We start from the raw sequence: 12,563 nt of genomic DNA, 5'->3' as shown, positions 1-12,563 counted from the left end.
TTGATTTTTACCCTTGACTCTTGACTCCGCATTAAAAGGAAACTAAGCGATGACAAATATTCCTATTGATAGTATCAGTATTGCTGGGGAACACCCTCACCACGAAAATCCAGGCGGCTGGAAGCAATACTTCAGCTTTAGCGTTGACCACAAGGTTATTGGTATCCAGTATCTTGTTACCTCATTCCTCTTCTTTCTAGTTGGTGGCATCTTCGCGATGGTGATTCGCGGAGAACTGCTGACACCCGAATCAGATTTAGTCGATCGCACTGTCTACAACGGTATGTTCACCATGCACGGCACTGTGATGCTGTTTTTGTGGACATTTCCCTCATTAGTTGGTCTTGCTAACTATTTAGTACCTCTAATGATTGGGGCGCGAGATATGGCATTTCCTCGCCTCAATGCGGTTGCCTTCTGGATGGTTCCAGTAGTCGGCATTCTCTTGATGAGCAGCTTCTTTGTTCCTGGTGGCCCAGCTCAAGCAGGCTGGTGGGCTTACCCACCGGTCAGTCTTCAGAATCCGACAGGTAACTTAATTAATGGTCAAGTTCTCTGGCTACTAGCAGTGGCAGTATCAGGCGTCTCCTCAATTATGGGGGCGGTGAACTTTGTGACTACCATCGTGAAGATGCGAGCGCCAGGTATGGGTTTCTTTCGGATGCCCCTATTTGTTTGGGCAGTCTTTAGCGCCCAAATTATCCAACTGTTTGGATTACCTGCACTAACAGCAGGCGCAGTAATGCTGTTACTCGACCTTACAGCTGGCACTGCCTTTTTTGACCCCGCCAAAGGTGGGAATCCGGTAATGTTTCAGCATTACTTCTGGTTCTACTCCCATCCCGCCGTTTACGTGATTATTTTGCCTATATTCGGCATATTCTCGGAAATATTCCCGGTTTATTCACGTAAACCTTTATTTGGTTACAAAGTAGTTGCTATTTCATCGATTTTGATTGCTGTAGTCAGCGGTATTGTTTGGGTACACCATATGTATGTCAGCGGCACTCCTGGGTGGATGCGGATGATTTTTATGCTGACGACGATGTGTGTATCTGTACCTACGGGCATTAAGGTATTTGCTTGGGTAGCAACCATTTGGGGCGGGAAGTTGCGGCTAAATACACCAATGCTATTTGCCTTGGGTGGATTGGTAATGTTTGTTTTCGCTGGCATCACAGGCATCATGCTTTCTTCTGTGCCTGTTGATGTTCACGTTAACAACACCTACTTTGTAGTCGGTCACTTCCACTATGTTCTCTACGGTACAGTAACGATGGGCTTGTATGCGGCCATCTATCACTGGTTCCCCAAGATGACTGGGCGGATGTACTACGAAGGTTGGGGTAAATTGCATTTCTGGTTGGCATTCATCGGTACTAACCTCAACTTTTTACCCATGCATCCATTAGGATTGCAAGGAATGTTACGCCGAGTCGCGTCTTACGCACCAGAGTATACATTCTGGAATGTTATTGCTAGTCTTGGTGGATTTTTGTTAGGAGTGTCCACCTTACCCTTCATTTTCAATATGGTGGTTTCTTGGATGCAAGGTGAGAAAGCACCTGATAATCCTTGGCGGGCTATTGGACTGGAGTGGATGGTTTCTTCACCTCCTCCAGTAGAGAACTTTGAAGAAATTCCGATTGTCATTAGTGAACCCTACGGCTACGGTAAATCGGAACCGTTGACAGCAGAAGCTACTGGCCACTCGACTCTGACAGGCATACATTAACGCAGAGAATCGGGAAGACGCAGAAGCCCTCTGCGCTTCCCTTCGCGTTTCAATTTAAAGCCTTTTCAGTCTGTAAGTTAAAGGAGAATTTCAGCAATGGACAGTTATATTAATTCAGATGAGTTGCACCAGGTAAGTAGTGAGCATAGCCACGATGAAGAAGGCAACAAAATGTTTGGCTTCATTGTGTTCTTACTATCTGAAAGTGTGATTTTCCTGAGTTTTTTTGCAGGATATATTATTTACAAAACAACAACTCCTAACTGGCTCCCAGCTGGTGTTTCTGGACTAGAAGTTAAGGAACCGGCAATCAACACAGTAATTCTTGTCGCTAGTAGCTTTGTCATCTACTTAGCAGAACGCGCCCTTCAACGCCACAACTTAATGGGTTTCCGCCTGTATCTTTTGGCAACTATGGCGATGGGAAGCTACTTTTTATTTGGACAAGCCGTTGAATGGAGTCACCTCACTTTTGGCTTCACGTCGGGGACATTCGGAGGGACGTTTTACCTGTTAACAGGTTTTCACGGGTTGCACGTTTTTACGGGTATCCTGTTACAGTTGATTATTTTAGTGCGATCGCTCATTCCAGGCAACTACGATACAGGTCACTTTGGCGTCAATGCTACCTCGTTGTTCTGGCATTTTGTCGATGTCATCTGGATTATTTTGTTTATCCTCATTTACGTTTGGCAGTAAAAGCTAGACCTTTTGTAAAAAAGAGGAAAAGTGTTAAAGGCTAAAGGAAAAAATTTTTCTTTTTACCTTTAACTTTTCCCTAAATAATATAATCAGTCTACTTTGCGATTAAAAAAAACAACTATAATTTAAGACCTCTGAACGCTTGATCTTGCCAATAAAACACCGATTTGAATGCCAATCATTCCAGCGATCGCACTACCAACAAAATAAATCAATAGTACTGTGATATCGCCCTTATCTAAGAAATTCCTTGATTCCAAGCCATAGGTTGAAAAAGTAGTATATGCACCACAGAAACCCGTTGTCGTCATCAGGCGTAGTTCAGGTGAGATGATGCGAATACTCTCAACCGCTAGAGTCAAAATATAAGCAATCACTAAACAGCCGCTCACATTAATAAAGAATGTGCCGTAAAAGCCAAAATCTTTTCCAAAAACAGATTTTGCAAATTCGGTTACATAAAAACGACTTAATGCTCCAAAAATTGCCCCGATCGCCACAGCTAGGGAATAACGTCCTCTCAAAAAATTCATTGTTTTTTATCTAAAAATATTTGTGCTTTGTTGTAAAGACTTTTTTCAAACTTGCTTTAAGGTGTATCCCAACCTTTTTTATGACTTGAGGAAATTAATTCACGAAAAGCTTGGCGATCGCTATTCCTAAAATCACTGCTCCCAATCCTATCACTGCACTCCCAGCCCAATAAAACATTGTCGCAGTCTTTTGTTTACTACGCCATAGAGTCAGAGCATCAAAGCCATAGGTTGAAAATGTGGTGTAAGAACCTAAAAATCCAGTTCTAATTAGTAAATCTAATTCTGATGGATAGCTTGTAATTCCTTTAGAAATCGTGAAAAAGAAACCCATTGCTAAGCATCCAGTCAGATTAATAGCAAATGTTGCATAGGGAAATTTTGTCCCCAATTTAGTTTTTGTCCATTCTGTGATATAAAACCGCGATAGCGCACCAGGAACTGCACCTATCGCAATTGAGAAAACATTAGTTATGTCTGACACTAGTTTTGGAACTCTCTGCGCTCAGTTTTTGAGTTGTTTTGCATATATATAGCAGTCCTAAATCATTCGTGAAAATTTGAGATTGTTGCGATCCCCCTGTAGTCCCACGCCACTTGCTACAAGTCGGGAAACCCGCCCAACGCAGTGGCTCCCCTTACTAAGGGGGGACGGCATTAGCCGGGGGGTGAATTTTTTTACAACTCATTATAGGATTGCTATATTTGGAAATTTCTATTAAAAGAAATTCGTTGAATTGAATTATATAAGGCTGGATCTAAAATTGGCAATGAATATGTGTAACATCCGCTCCTAAATTCTGAATTATTCTTCAAGTGTCAAGCTTAAAATACAGGTAATAAAATGCTAAAATGCAGTTATATTAATATGTTTTTAGAAAATGAATAATTTGCTAAATGGGCTTATCAATAAGTTTTATAAAGTAGGAAAAGTAGGATATTTTAATATACACGCAGTTCTTTTATAAAAAACTGCTATTATTAGCTTTAATCAATAATTTCGTCTACAAATACAGTTGTGAAGTAGAAGCTTCTATAGGAGAGCCACAAATCAAAATTTTGTAAAATAGCTTCAGGTTTTGGAAGAAGCATTTTTATCGTTTCTTTAACATATATTTAGATTTCATCTAAAAGCTAAAATCTCGTTTATTTTACCCGCCTGTAATTTTTTTGTATAGCTTTTCACTCTTAGCTATCTCTTCATAATATGGCTCATAAGGAGTGAATCTAATAGATTCTTGTCGTCCTAACCCCAAAACCCCAAAATTACAAAGGCTATTATAAAAAAGTTCGTGTACCCGTTTTTGAAGTACCTGATTGAAATATATTAGAACGTTACGACAAAGAATGACATTAAACTCGTTAAATGAACCGTCAGTTGCCAAATTATGCTGAGCGAAGACAACGTTTTCTCTTAAGGATGCTCGAAAAATAGCATTATCATAAGCCGCTGTATAATATTCTGAAAAAGAGCGTTTACCACCTGCTTTTAGATAAAGCTGAGTATATTCCTGCATTAATTTTAAAGAGAAAATACCGCTCTTGGCGGTTTGTAGTACTCTCTCGTTAGTGTCTGTAGCATACAAGCGACAACGGTGGTAAAGCCCTTCTTCTTGCAGCAGGATTGCCATTGAATAGACTTCTTCTCCTGTAGAGCATCCTGCGTGCCAGATGCGAATAAATGGATAAGTTTGCAAAAAGGGGATAACTTGTTTTCTAAATGTTTGATAAAAGCTAGGATCGCGAAACATTGATGTTACATTCACTGTCATACCTAGCAAAAATCGTTCTAGATAGGCATGATTATGGAGTAACTTCTCTTGTAATGCAGAAATATTCGCTAACCCTTCTAGTTGCACAAAATTTTGAATCCGGCGCTTAAGTGAAGAGAGAGCATAATTACGAAAGTCATAACCGTAGTATTGGTATATACCTTCCAATAGCAACTGTATTTCGATATCTTGCAAGGTAGGTTTGGGCAAGGTCTTAGTATGAGTTAGCATATATGCTCAGCCAATTACTAAAATGCGCTAGCTATTCAACAATTTAAATTGTTGGGAGCTAGCCAAGCAAATACAATGGTTTGCACTTAGATCCAATATAGGCTGTTATCTCCTACCAGAGACGTAAAACCGTTTTTTCTCCATTCCTTTTCCGGGAAAGGGATTAATGAGATTGGTTTATCTCTATTGACAAGAGCTATTGTTCATAAAATAGCTTATTTATCATTAATTGTTAGCAGAAGCTGTTGACATTGGCACAGCAATAACCATTTGCAGCCATTTTCACCGGAATAGACTACGGTTGGGCAGGAAATAGTAGAGACGCCATTGGCTTTGCCACTGCTCGTTGGGCGATCGCATCTTCTGGGATATCCTCTATTTCAGCATTAAAACATAAATAAGTGTGACGCAAATCATTCAGTCACATAAATTGCCTACCATATCCAAAGAGTGAACTTTTTAGAATTAGAATAAGAATATTGATTTAATTCACCTTTTTATCGTAAATTTACTTGTTTTCACTCAATTTTTGAATTCTTTCTCTAGATAAAACCTATTTCTCTCGATAGATAGGTGTACTTAAAGTAACGTGACTGTTATGTTACCAATATGACAATAGTTAGACAGAACACCCTAAAAACATCAGTACAGCCGCCAGAAACATTAACAGAGAAATATATTGAAGCGGAACGTATGCATGATGTTCTGCTTTTGCTACAGAATTTAATTAATAGTGAAGAAGCCACTGTAAAACTAATTCTAGATTGTCTCTATGATGTCGGCTCAGTCAACCTAATCAACCAAAAGCTTCGTTTGCGCCCTTTAAACAGGGTGATGAAAGCAATAGCACGAATGTCTAAACCAGTTTTTAGAGCTATAGCCTTAAACTGGTTTAAGAAAAACTGCCCGCAACTAATTACTAACTGGTTACACACACAGGTTACTTTTAAAAATACAGAAGATAAACCAAAAGAAGTCGCTGTTAAAGTTGAACAACTTCAACCATCATATAACTCATTACAAACAGAAACTCTAACCCAAGAGATTAAAAATCTGCGCTCTCAAGTCAGATGGCTAGCTGGGATTTCAATAGTGGTAATCGCTTTTTTAGGCGTAACATTCCTAGTTTAAATTAAAATCCCCAAGTCACTCATTTACAAGGAACTACAATTAGAATAAGCGGGGTTTTTTCAATCAGTACTTCTAAATTTAATGATGCGTGCTGCAACTTGGTTTTTAATAGCGCTTTCTTTAACAATAGGTATCGAAGGAGTTGCCACTCAGGTAACTCAAGCAGTGCAGCTTAGAGATGGTACAGTATACTTTGTCCAACCACCAAGCTTAGTTAGTGCAACAACTACCTATAAAGGGGTAAATGTTTGGGGTGCAACTTACTATTTCACCATCAGCTTGCCGGAGAATGCAGGAGAACCGCTGCAAAGAGTAACTATTACCCAGCGAGAGGGAGCAGAGAATATCCGCTATGACCTTGATAATACTCGCGCATTTGTAGGCACAAGCGCTCGCAAAGGATCTCAACTGACATTGGGTGCAGTGACGAGAACACGCGAGACACGCACAGTTTCTGTGAATTTTGACCCACCTGTAACTCCGGGGCAAACAGTCACAATTGCCCTGCGTCCAGTGAAGAATCCCAGTTTTTCTGGTGTCTACTTATTGGGCGTTACGGCATTTCCAGTAGGTGAAAAATCTCATGGTCAATTTCTTGGCTTTGGCAGGTTTCAGTTCTATGGAAATGAGAGAAATTGGTTCTTTTAACAGCGCTGTCTAATGAAATAGTAATTTACAGCAGTTTGCAAGTTAATCAAATACACTTTTTAAATTTAAAAGTCAGATATAGAGCCAATTTTACTTCTGACTACTAACCGGAGGCGGAGCGTCTCCGGCTCCGCTTCTGAATTCTAAAATAAGTTGTTAATTAGCTTGAGTTGATTTGATAAACATGGCAAAATCTTTCTATTAATGTAGGTTTCACACACAATATCAAAAGGCGAAATCTACAATAGAGATTGTTGCATATCTATTGGTCTTCAAATACGTATCTGTTACTATTCTGTTTAAGAATTAGTCTCGGTTTTCGTGCCAGGTTATACCTGGCTTCTCTATATCTTTTCATTTTATCAGAGGATACTTTCTCATTCTTGACTCAGCATTACGATGAGGCAAAGACTATAAATATCAGTCTAATGATATGTATGTTTAATCTGCCATAAGTACCTAAGTCAATTTTTTAATAGAGTATAAAATGCTTTTATTGTGCAAATTTATTGTTGCGATCGCTTCTCTGGTATCTTCTAGTTGAGGCGATCGCTTTTGTTTTATAATTCTCTAAAATCTCTTCAAGGACAACACCTAAAGCCACAAGAGTAAAACTACAATTAATACCACTTTGAAAAAAGAATATGACAAATAGGCCAAATAGGCCATCTGTAGAGACGCGATTCATCGCGTCTTCACCCAAGGATGTGTTGCAATCATCAATTGAATTTTGAATATGTCAATTGTTTTCTTCCACTACTAGTAGGTGTCCTTCCTGATATGCTTGCCGCAGAGCTATAGCCTCTGCCACAATTTGTTGGCTACTCAAGCCTTCTGTGTCCATCATTTTTTGCAGAGTTACCCCAGTCCGCTCATCTTTTTCGTGAATGGGTGGAATTTGGCAATACCTGCCTCCATTCTTTGTCCGCCGCCAAATACTTGGTTTTTCAGGTTTTGGTTCTTTAGAAGTGCGTTGTTCTTTGACTAGAGAACGCACAGCCTCTTGAGTAATGGCGCTTAAGTCCAGAAGCGCATCTATAACTGGTTTATACTTATTACTGTTGTTTGCTAGCTGATATACAGTCAAAGGTTCGATTTGTGCTAAATCTTGAGGCAAAAACTTACCAAAAACCGCAGCAATCTTCAGATATCTTTTTTCCTCACCTCTCCAACCCAGGTCAACAAGTAGCTTTCTGTACTGTTTGAGTGAGAGATGCTGTTTTTGTTCTGCTAACCAAAAAGCATGACGCAAAATTGTTTTAGTAACATCAGCAAGCGAAAGCAAGGAAGAATGTTCGACACCAACGCTATTAGAGATATTAGCGGCTTTTCCTTCAACATATTGCTCAAACTCAGAGTTTGCAATTGCTTTAGAGTCAACGGGAGCTGCAATTACACTCTGCACTCGTGTCATCATAATGCTGACCTCATAAAAACTGGGATGCACAACAAATCCATCGCCTTTGATTACAACTCAATAACATGGAGGTATTTCTCCAAGGCGATCGGGCTAAAATTAGTGGAAGTGGAACAATAAACTTGTTACTAGAACAATTGTACTACTAAAAAAGAAATAAAAAACCCTAAACTTACCCAATTTCTGGGTAAGATTGCAAACTTTTTATACATAGCGAATATAGTTTCACTTGAGCCGTTTGTGAAACATACAGTTGATTTAGATTTGGTGAAGTACACAAACTAGCTCTCAAAGTTCAGCAGAAAGCCTGTTTTCCCTCAGAATTCGGGAGGTTGAATTCTGCTGTAACTCAAGAGTTAAGGTTATTGCTTGGCTTAATTATTAGCTTAGAGCCACGGTGTGGGTAGCTTCCCATTAGAATGAAATCCAATTCACGCAGTTTCTAAGCAATAATATTCTAGCTAAGTAGTTACTGCCTGCGATTTCTGCTTTTAAGCCTACGTGCTAGCACAGCAGTAGTATATGTTTAGAATTGCACCTTCAAAGAATTATTTTGCCTGATCTTTTTAGGTGTTATTTTGCACCATCAAGACAGGCTAGGTATTATTCAACAGCTTGAGAAAGCAGAATTTTAAGATAGTCAAGCTTATTATCTATGCTGACTATGTGACTGTTCTTCCTTCTCAACCGCAAGAGTTCTGAGCAATTCCCGAATTACATCAGTTGCTGGTCTTCCTGTTATGTCACAGTAACGTTCCAGTTTTTCCGTCTCTTCTGACGTGAGATTGACCGTGAGTCGCTTAACAGCCCATTTTTTGTTCATAGTTTATTTTTAATTTTTGTTATATTACTCTCCATAAATAAAAATTATACCTCTGTTTTAAAGCTTCTTGCATATTAGGTTACAGATTTTCTAATGAAAATTAATCTCACCCTAAAAAGGAATAGTAAACACTAGAGTTGTATAAGAGCGCTTATACCAAACTGGTAGAGGTATGTATTATTTTAAGAGCAGGGTAAGTTAATAGAAACCGCCCTTATCAAGTTTTTTTGAGTTTGTTTAAATTACTAATTACGAATTAATATTACACGCTGCTTGCGGTGTAATAAATTGGGTATGTAATCATATACAACTTTTTTTTGGCAGCTACCGGAAAGTAACGAAAATTTTAAACGTGGCGTTGCACAAGGCTTGGAAGCTTTATCAATGGATGATATATCTATAATTGTCCTCATCAGTTGAGCAATTCAAGCAGTAGTTGACTGCATTTTGGTAGTGGATTCCACCAAGATGCAGTTTTTGTAATTTTATGCTACAAAAAGCTTTTAGGAGGTGAAGCAAGATTAATCAGAAGACGCTGCTAAATTTGCAGTTCGATGAATCCAACCATTGATTGTGAAACGGCTATCTGCAAATGCCTGAGACGAGCAAAGCACAGGTTTGACTTCGTGTAAGTAGCGACTCAAAAAAAACACAATACTATTGTTACGGGGTTCAACTGTCTTGAACGTTTCTGCATTTACATAAAAGTTATTTTCAATTTTGCTATCGTAAATTAGCAATTCTCCCCCAGAAAACGCTTTTGGTTCTCTATAAAAGTAATAGACAAATGTCAGTTCTCTTGAATGCGTATCTGGGCTACCATTATCGTTATGAATTCTATAGTAGTTACCATCATTATGCGCTGTCATTTGAGCTTCTATTTGCGATGGGAAAAACAATGGTATGTTCAGCTTGTTGATAACATCAGGTAATACATCTTGAATCCGAGTTGCAATTAACTCAGAAAACTCAGTAAATGAGTAGAGAACTTTTGAAGAACGATAATTAGTTTCATTGGTTGAAGTGCTAGTAGGAACAAAATTATATTCCGTGTTTATAGCATATTCAATCAAATTCAGGTGTTCATTAGATGTTAGAAAGTTATCTATTTGTATACAAATAGATGGTAGTATCTCCTCTGCTTCAGGTCTTAATTCTACTTCTTCTTCTACAAAAATTGGTGGTTCTGTTATAATCCCAATCAGGTTTTCGCTGGGGAAACATAGAATAGAATGCCCTTCATTTACTGGGACTTGAAATAAATAATTACAATCAATATCTTGCTTATATGCACGCGCTGCAATATTAGTTAAAAGACTATGTAGTAAAGGTGCATTTGATTTTAAATAAACTGTGTGCTGGTGTCCTCCAGCCAGAAGGATTTGTACTTTAATTTCTTTAGCATCAGGCTGCTGCGAATTTGATTGCATAAAATTTTCTTGCTGTACCGTTGATAAGTGGGACAGTTTTTCAGGTAGCTGTTAAAAAGTTGAGAGTAATGAAAGCGACTCGTTAAAACGGGCTAAGTGGTTTTTTATAATTGTTTTAGTCTTGTTAAGGTATTACAGTTACGGGAGTTCCTATTTTTACCAATTCATATAGTTTACGCACATCCTCGTTATACATCCGAACACAACCATTAGAAACTGCCTTCCCTACAGAGTCTCTTCTGTAAGTGCCATGAAATCCGATTTCGTCTTTTCCATCAGTCCAGAAACCAATCCAACGTTCTCCTAAAGGATTATTTAAACCTGGAGGAATAACTTCTTTATGTGAAACAAATGGATTTTCCCAAGCTGGGTCTTTAATCATATTAATAACTTTAAATTTACCAGTGGGCGTTTGTTTATCTGGCCTCGGTTGACCAATAGCTACTGGGTAGCTGGCTTGTAAACTGCCGCCTCGATAGACATAAACTTTTCGGTCTCCAAGTTTGAGCAGCAAACTGATTTCTTGCTCAGAAGTGTTAGGAATAACTGGTTCTACCGGAAGCTTGAGTCTGCGTAGTAAACGAATCTTGCGTTCAGAAAAGTTTGGCAGGGGCGGCTGTAATCTTAAAGAGTCTGGCTGAACTTGAGGAAAAAGTTGCTGGCTATTATTGACTTGGGCAGTTGCGTGTGATTGAAACGAGAGAAGTAGTACTATTGTTGCCAAACTAAATTTAAAAGCACTACGAAAGTAAAGACTACTCATCATTGTCTTTTGCATTAACTATTTAACTCTTAATATTGATTTTAATCACTAGAAATAATTCAGAATTCAGCTATCAACTAAATTGAAGCCTGAATTCTGAATTTTCAATTTTAAGTTTGCTAAATCTTGTGAATCAAAAAAGTTTTACCCTCGTCCTCGAACTGGCCCACGAGTTGGGTTTGAAGGGGGTTCTGAGGTTGGGGTTACATCTTCGTCAGGTGTTGTTCTAGTTCGTGTTGGACTAGGTGTTGGAGTTGTCCTAATTCGTGTTGGACTAGGTGTTGGAGTTGTTCTAATTCGTGTTGGACTAGGTGTTGGAGTTGTCCTAATTCGTGTTGGACTGGGGCTAGGTGCTGGGCTAGGGCTTGGCGTTGGGCTGGGGCTTGGCGTTGGCTCTGGAGTTGGGCTTGGCGTTGGGCTGGGGCTTGGCGTTGGCTCTGGAGTTGGGCTTGGTGTTGGGCTGGGGCTTGGCGTTGGCTCTGGAGTTGGGCTTGGCGTTGGGCTGGGGCTTGGCGTTGGCTCTGGAGTTGGGCTTGGTGTTGGTGTTGGTGTTGTAGGTGGCTCTGGAGTTGGGCTTGGTGTCGGTGTTGATGGAGTTTCGGGAGGTTGTACCTGCGCCAGAGTTGTTTGGGGGTTAACAGTAATGCCAACATTGGTGAGAAAGAGTAAAGAGGCAGCAGGAAATATCAATTTAAACTTTTTAGCTGGTTTTCGATTCATTTTTAGTTGATACAAGCTAATTAACATTCAATATTAATATTTACCACTCTGGGTTAATAATACAAATACTACATAAATAATATCTATCGATTGCATGAGAGATTACTGCCTCGCAATTCTCCCTTTTCCCAAACTCCAGCCTTAGAAGAGCCATTTGCAAATTTAAATGTTCCTTGCCCTTCACATCTACCTTCTTTGAAAGTGCCTGTATATTCACTCCCATCTTTCCATTTGATTTTTCCTATACCATCAAATCTATCGTTTACAAACTGACCTACATAATAGTCATAAGAACTAATGTTGGGAGGATAAGAATATATTCCACAACCATTGCGTTTATCATTTTTGAATTCTCCGTCATAGCGGCTACCATTCTTGAAAACCATCACTCCTTCGCCATTTAATTGTTTATTCTTATTTAAAGGCCCATAATATTTAGTGCCATCTCCAAATTGTTTGTCTGGTTTTTTTGTTAAAGGAGCTGAGGATATTACAGCAGTGCAAGTTAGTCGAACAGGCGTTTCAGTCATTTTGGTGGGCAAGTCGGCAGGTGGTTGAGCAGGATTTTCACTCATTTTGGAAGGCACTTGTGTAAAAGAACCTACTACAAGCATTGCCAGCACTCCTGCTCCGATTCCAGTTCCAACTAAAACTTTCC

The 12,563-nt window shown here is 39.2% G+C and carries 14 protein-coding genes; 4 read left to right on the top strand and 10 right to left on the bottom strand.

Going from position 1 to position 12,563, the window contains the following annotated elements:
- Nucleotides 1-49 precede the first annotated feature (49 nt).
- Nucleotides 50-1,735 (top strand): cytochrome c oxidase subunit I, encoded by a 1,686-nt coding sequence (gene ctaD / locus WKK05_RS16680; protein ID WP_341530710.1) that lies wholly within the window; start codon nt 50-52, stop codon nt 1,733-1,735.
- A gap of 96 nt (nt 1,736-1,831) precedes the next feature.
- Complete coding sequence (locus tag WKK05_RS16675; RefSeq protein WP_341530709.1) at nt 1,832-2,434, top strand: heme-copper oxidase subunit III; 603 nt, start codon at nt 1,832-1,834, stop codon at nt 2,432-2,434.
- A 128-nt stretch (nt 2,435-2,562) separates the two neighbouring features.
- Here WKK05_RS16675 and crcB (WKK05_RS16670) read toward each other — a convergent pair whose 3' ends face one another.
- From crcB (WKK05_RS16670) to WKK05_RS16660, 3 genes are all read right to left on the bottom strand, one after another.
- Nucleotides 2,563-2,970: a fluoride efflux transporter CrcB gene (gene crcB, locus WKK05_RS16670; RefSeq protein WP_341530708.1), complete on the bottom strand. Its 408-nt coding sequence runs from the start codon at nt 2,968-2,970 to the stop codon at nt 2,563-2,565.
- Nucleotides 2,971-3,064: 94 nt separating this feature from the next.
- Nucleotides 3,065-3,454 (bottom strand): fluoride efflux transporter CrcB, encoded by a 390-nt coding sequence (gene crcB, locus WKK05_RS16665; RefSeq protein ID WP_341530707.1) that lies wholly within the window; start codon nt 3,452-3,454, stop codon nt 3,065-3,067.
- 667 nt (nt 3,455-4,121) lie between these two features.
- Nucleotides 4,122-4,973, bottom strand: a complete 852-nt coding sequence (locus WKK05_RS16660; RefSeq protein WP_341530706.1) for a protein-glutamate O-methyltransferase CheR — start codon at nt 4,971-4,973, stop codon at nt 4,122-4,124.
- A 609-nt stretch (nt 4,974-5,582) separates the two neighbouring features.
- Between WKK05_RS16660 and WKK05_RS16655 the strand changes: the two genes are divergently transcribed.
- Both WKK05_RS16655 and WKK05_RS16650 read left to right on the top strand, forming a co-directional pair.
- Nucleotides 5,583-6,104 (top strand): hypothetical protein, encoded by a 522-nt coding sequence (locus WKK05_RS16655; RefSeq protein WP_341530705.1) that lies wholly within the window; start codon nt 5,583-5,585, stop codon nt 6,102-6,104.
- Between the two features lie 84 nt (nt 6,105-6,188).
- Nucleotides 6,189-6,752 (top strand): DUF2808 domain-containing protein, encoded by a 564-nt coding sequence (locus WKK05_RS16650; RefSeq protein ID WP_341531105.1) that lies wholly within the window; start codon nt 6,189-6,191, stop codon nt 6,750-6,752.
- 493 nt (nt 6,753-7,245) lie between these two features.
- Here WKK05_RS16650 and WKK05_RS16645 read toward each other — a convergent pair whose 3' ends face one another.
- From WKK05_RS16645 to WKK05_RS16615, 7 genes are all read right to left on the bottom strand, one after another.
- A complete protein-coding gene (locus tag WKK05_RS16645) occupies nt 7,246-7,440 on the bottom strand; it encodes a hypothetical protein (protein ID WP_341530704.1) in 195 nt (64 codons plus the stop codon).
- Between the two features lie 51 nt (nt 7,441-7,491).
- Nucleotides 7,492-8,169, bottom strand: coding sequence for a hypothetical protein (locus WKK05_RS16640; protein ID WP_341530703.1), 678 nt, complete (start codon nt 8,167-8,169; stop codon nt 7,492-7,494).
- 649 nt (nt 8,170-8,818) lie between these two features.
- Nucleotides 8,819-8,992: a CopG family transcriptional regulator gene (locus tag WKK05_RS16635; protein ID WP_341530702.1), complete on the bottom strand. Its 174-nt coding sequence runs from the start codon at nt 8,990-8,992 to the stop codon at nt 8,819-8,821.
- A 521-nt stretch (nt 8,993-9,513) separates the two neighbouring features.
- Nucleotides 9,514-10,422 (bottom strand): 2OG-Fe(II) oxygenase, encoded by a 909-nt coding sequence (locus WKK05_RS16630; RefSeq protein ID WP_341530701.1) that lies wholly within the window; start codon nt 10,420-10,422, stop codon nt 9,514-9,516.
- A gap of 124 nt (nt 10,423-10,546) precedes the next feature.
- Nucleotides 10,547-11,200: a L,D-transpeptidase gene (locus WKK05_RS16625; protein ID WP_341530700.1), complete on the bottom strand. Its 654-nt coding sequence runs from the start codon at nt 11,198-11,200 to the stop codon at nt 10,547-10,549.
- Between the two features lie 188 nt (nt 11,201-11,388).
- Nucleotides 11,389-11,838 carry a hypothetical protein gene (locus WKK05_RS16620; RefSeq protein WP_341530699.1) on the bottom strand — a complete coding sequence of 150 codons (450 nt, stop codon included), beginning with the start codon at nt 11,836-11,838 and terminating at the stop codon, nt 11,389-11,391.
- 150 nt (nt 11,839-11,988) lie between these two features.
- Nucleotides 11,989-12,291: a hypothetical protein gene (locus WKK05_RS16615; protein ID WP_341531104.1), complete on the bottom strand. Its 303-nt coding sequence runs from the start codon at nt 12,289-12,291 to the stop codon at nt 11,989-11,991.
- Between the last annotated feature and the right edge of the window lie 272 nt (nt 12,292-12,563).

It is taken from the genome of Nostoc sp. UHCC 0302 (assembly GCF_038096175.1).
In the GTDB taxonomy this organism is placed as follows: Bacteria; Cyanobacteriota; Cyanobacteriia; order Cyanobacteriales; family Nostocaceae; genus UHCC-0302.
Note: the sequence above shows the minus strand (reverse complement) of the source record. Positions and strands in the feature narration are given on the sequence as shown.

Excerpts from the sequence above, each read along its gene's own strand:
- ctaD (WP_341530710.1), top strand. The coding sequence starts at position 50 with ATGACAAATATTCCTATTGATAGTATCAGTATTGCTGGGGAACACCCT.
- WKK05_RS16675 (WP_341530709.1), top strand. The coding sequence starts at position 1,832 with ATGGACAGTTATATTAATTCAGATGAGTTGCACCAGGTAAGTAGTGAG.
- WKK05_RS16645 (WP_341530704.1), bottom strand. The coding sequence starts at position 7,440 with ATGAATCGCGTCTCTACAGATGGCCTATTTGGCCTATTTGTCATATTC.
- WKK05_RS16660 (WP_341530706.1), bottom strand. The coding sequence starts at position 4,973 with ATGCTAACTCATACTAAGACCTTGCCCAAACCTACCTTGCAAGATATC.
- WKK05_RS16630 (WP_341530701.1), bottom strand. The coding sequence starts at position 10,422 with ATGCAATCAAATTCGCAGCAGCCTGATGCTAAAGAAATTAAAGTACAA.
- WKK05_RS16615 (WP_341531104.1), bottom strand. The coding sequence starts at position 12,291 with ATGGTTTTCAAGAATGGTAGCCGCTATGACGGAGAATTCAAAAATGAT.
- WKK05_RS16620 (WP_341530699.1), bottom strand. The coding sequence starts at position 11,838 with ATGTTGGCATTACTGTTAACCCCCAAACAACTCTGGCGCAGGTACAAC.
- WKK05_RS16625 (WP_341530700.1), bottom strand. The coding sequence starts at position 11,200 with ATGCAAAAGACAATGATGAGTAGTCTTTACTTTCGTAGTGCTTTTAAA.
- WKK05_RS16640 (WP_341530703.1), bottom strand. The coding sequence starts at position 8,169 with ATGATGACACGAGTGCAGAGTGTAATTGCAGCTCCCGTTGACTCTAAA.
- crcB (WP_341530708.1), bottom strand. The coding sequence starts at position 2,970 with ATGAATTTTTTGAGAGGACGTTATTCCCTAGCTGTGGCGATCGGGGCA.
- WKK05_RS16655 (WP_341530705.1), top strand. The coding sequence starts at position 5,583 with ATGACAATAGTTAGACAGAACACCCTAAAAACATCAGTACAGCCGCCA.
- WKK05_RS16635 (WP_341530702.1), bottom strand. The coding sequence starts at position 8,992 with ATGAACAAAAAATGGGCTGTTAAGCGACTCACGGTCAATCTCACGTCA.
- WKK05_RS16650 (WP_341531105.1), top strand. The coding sequence starts at position 6,189 with ATGCGTGCTGCAACTTGGTTTTTAATAGCGCTTTCTTTAACAATAGGT.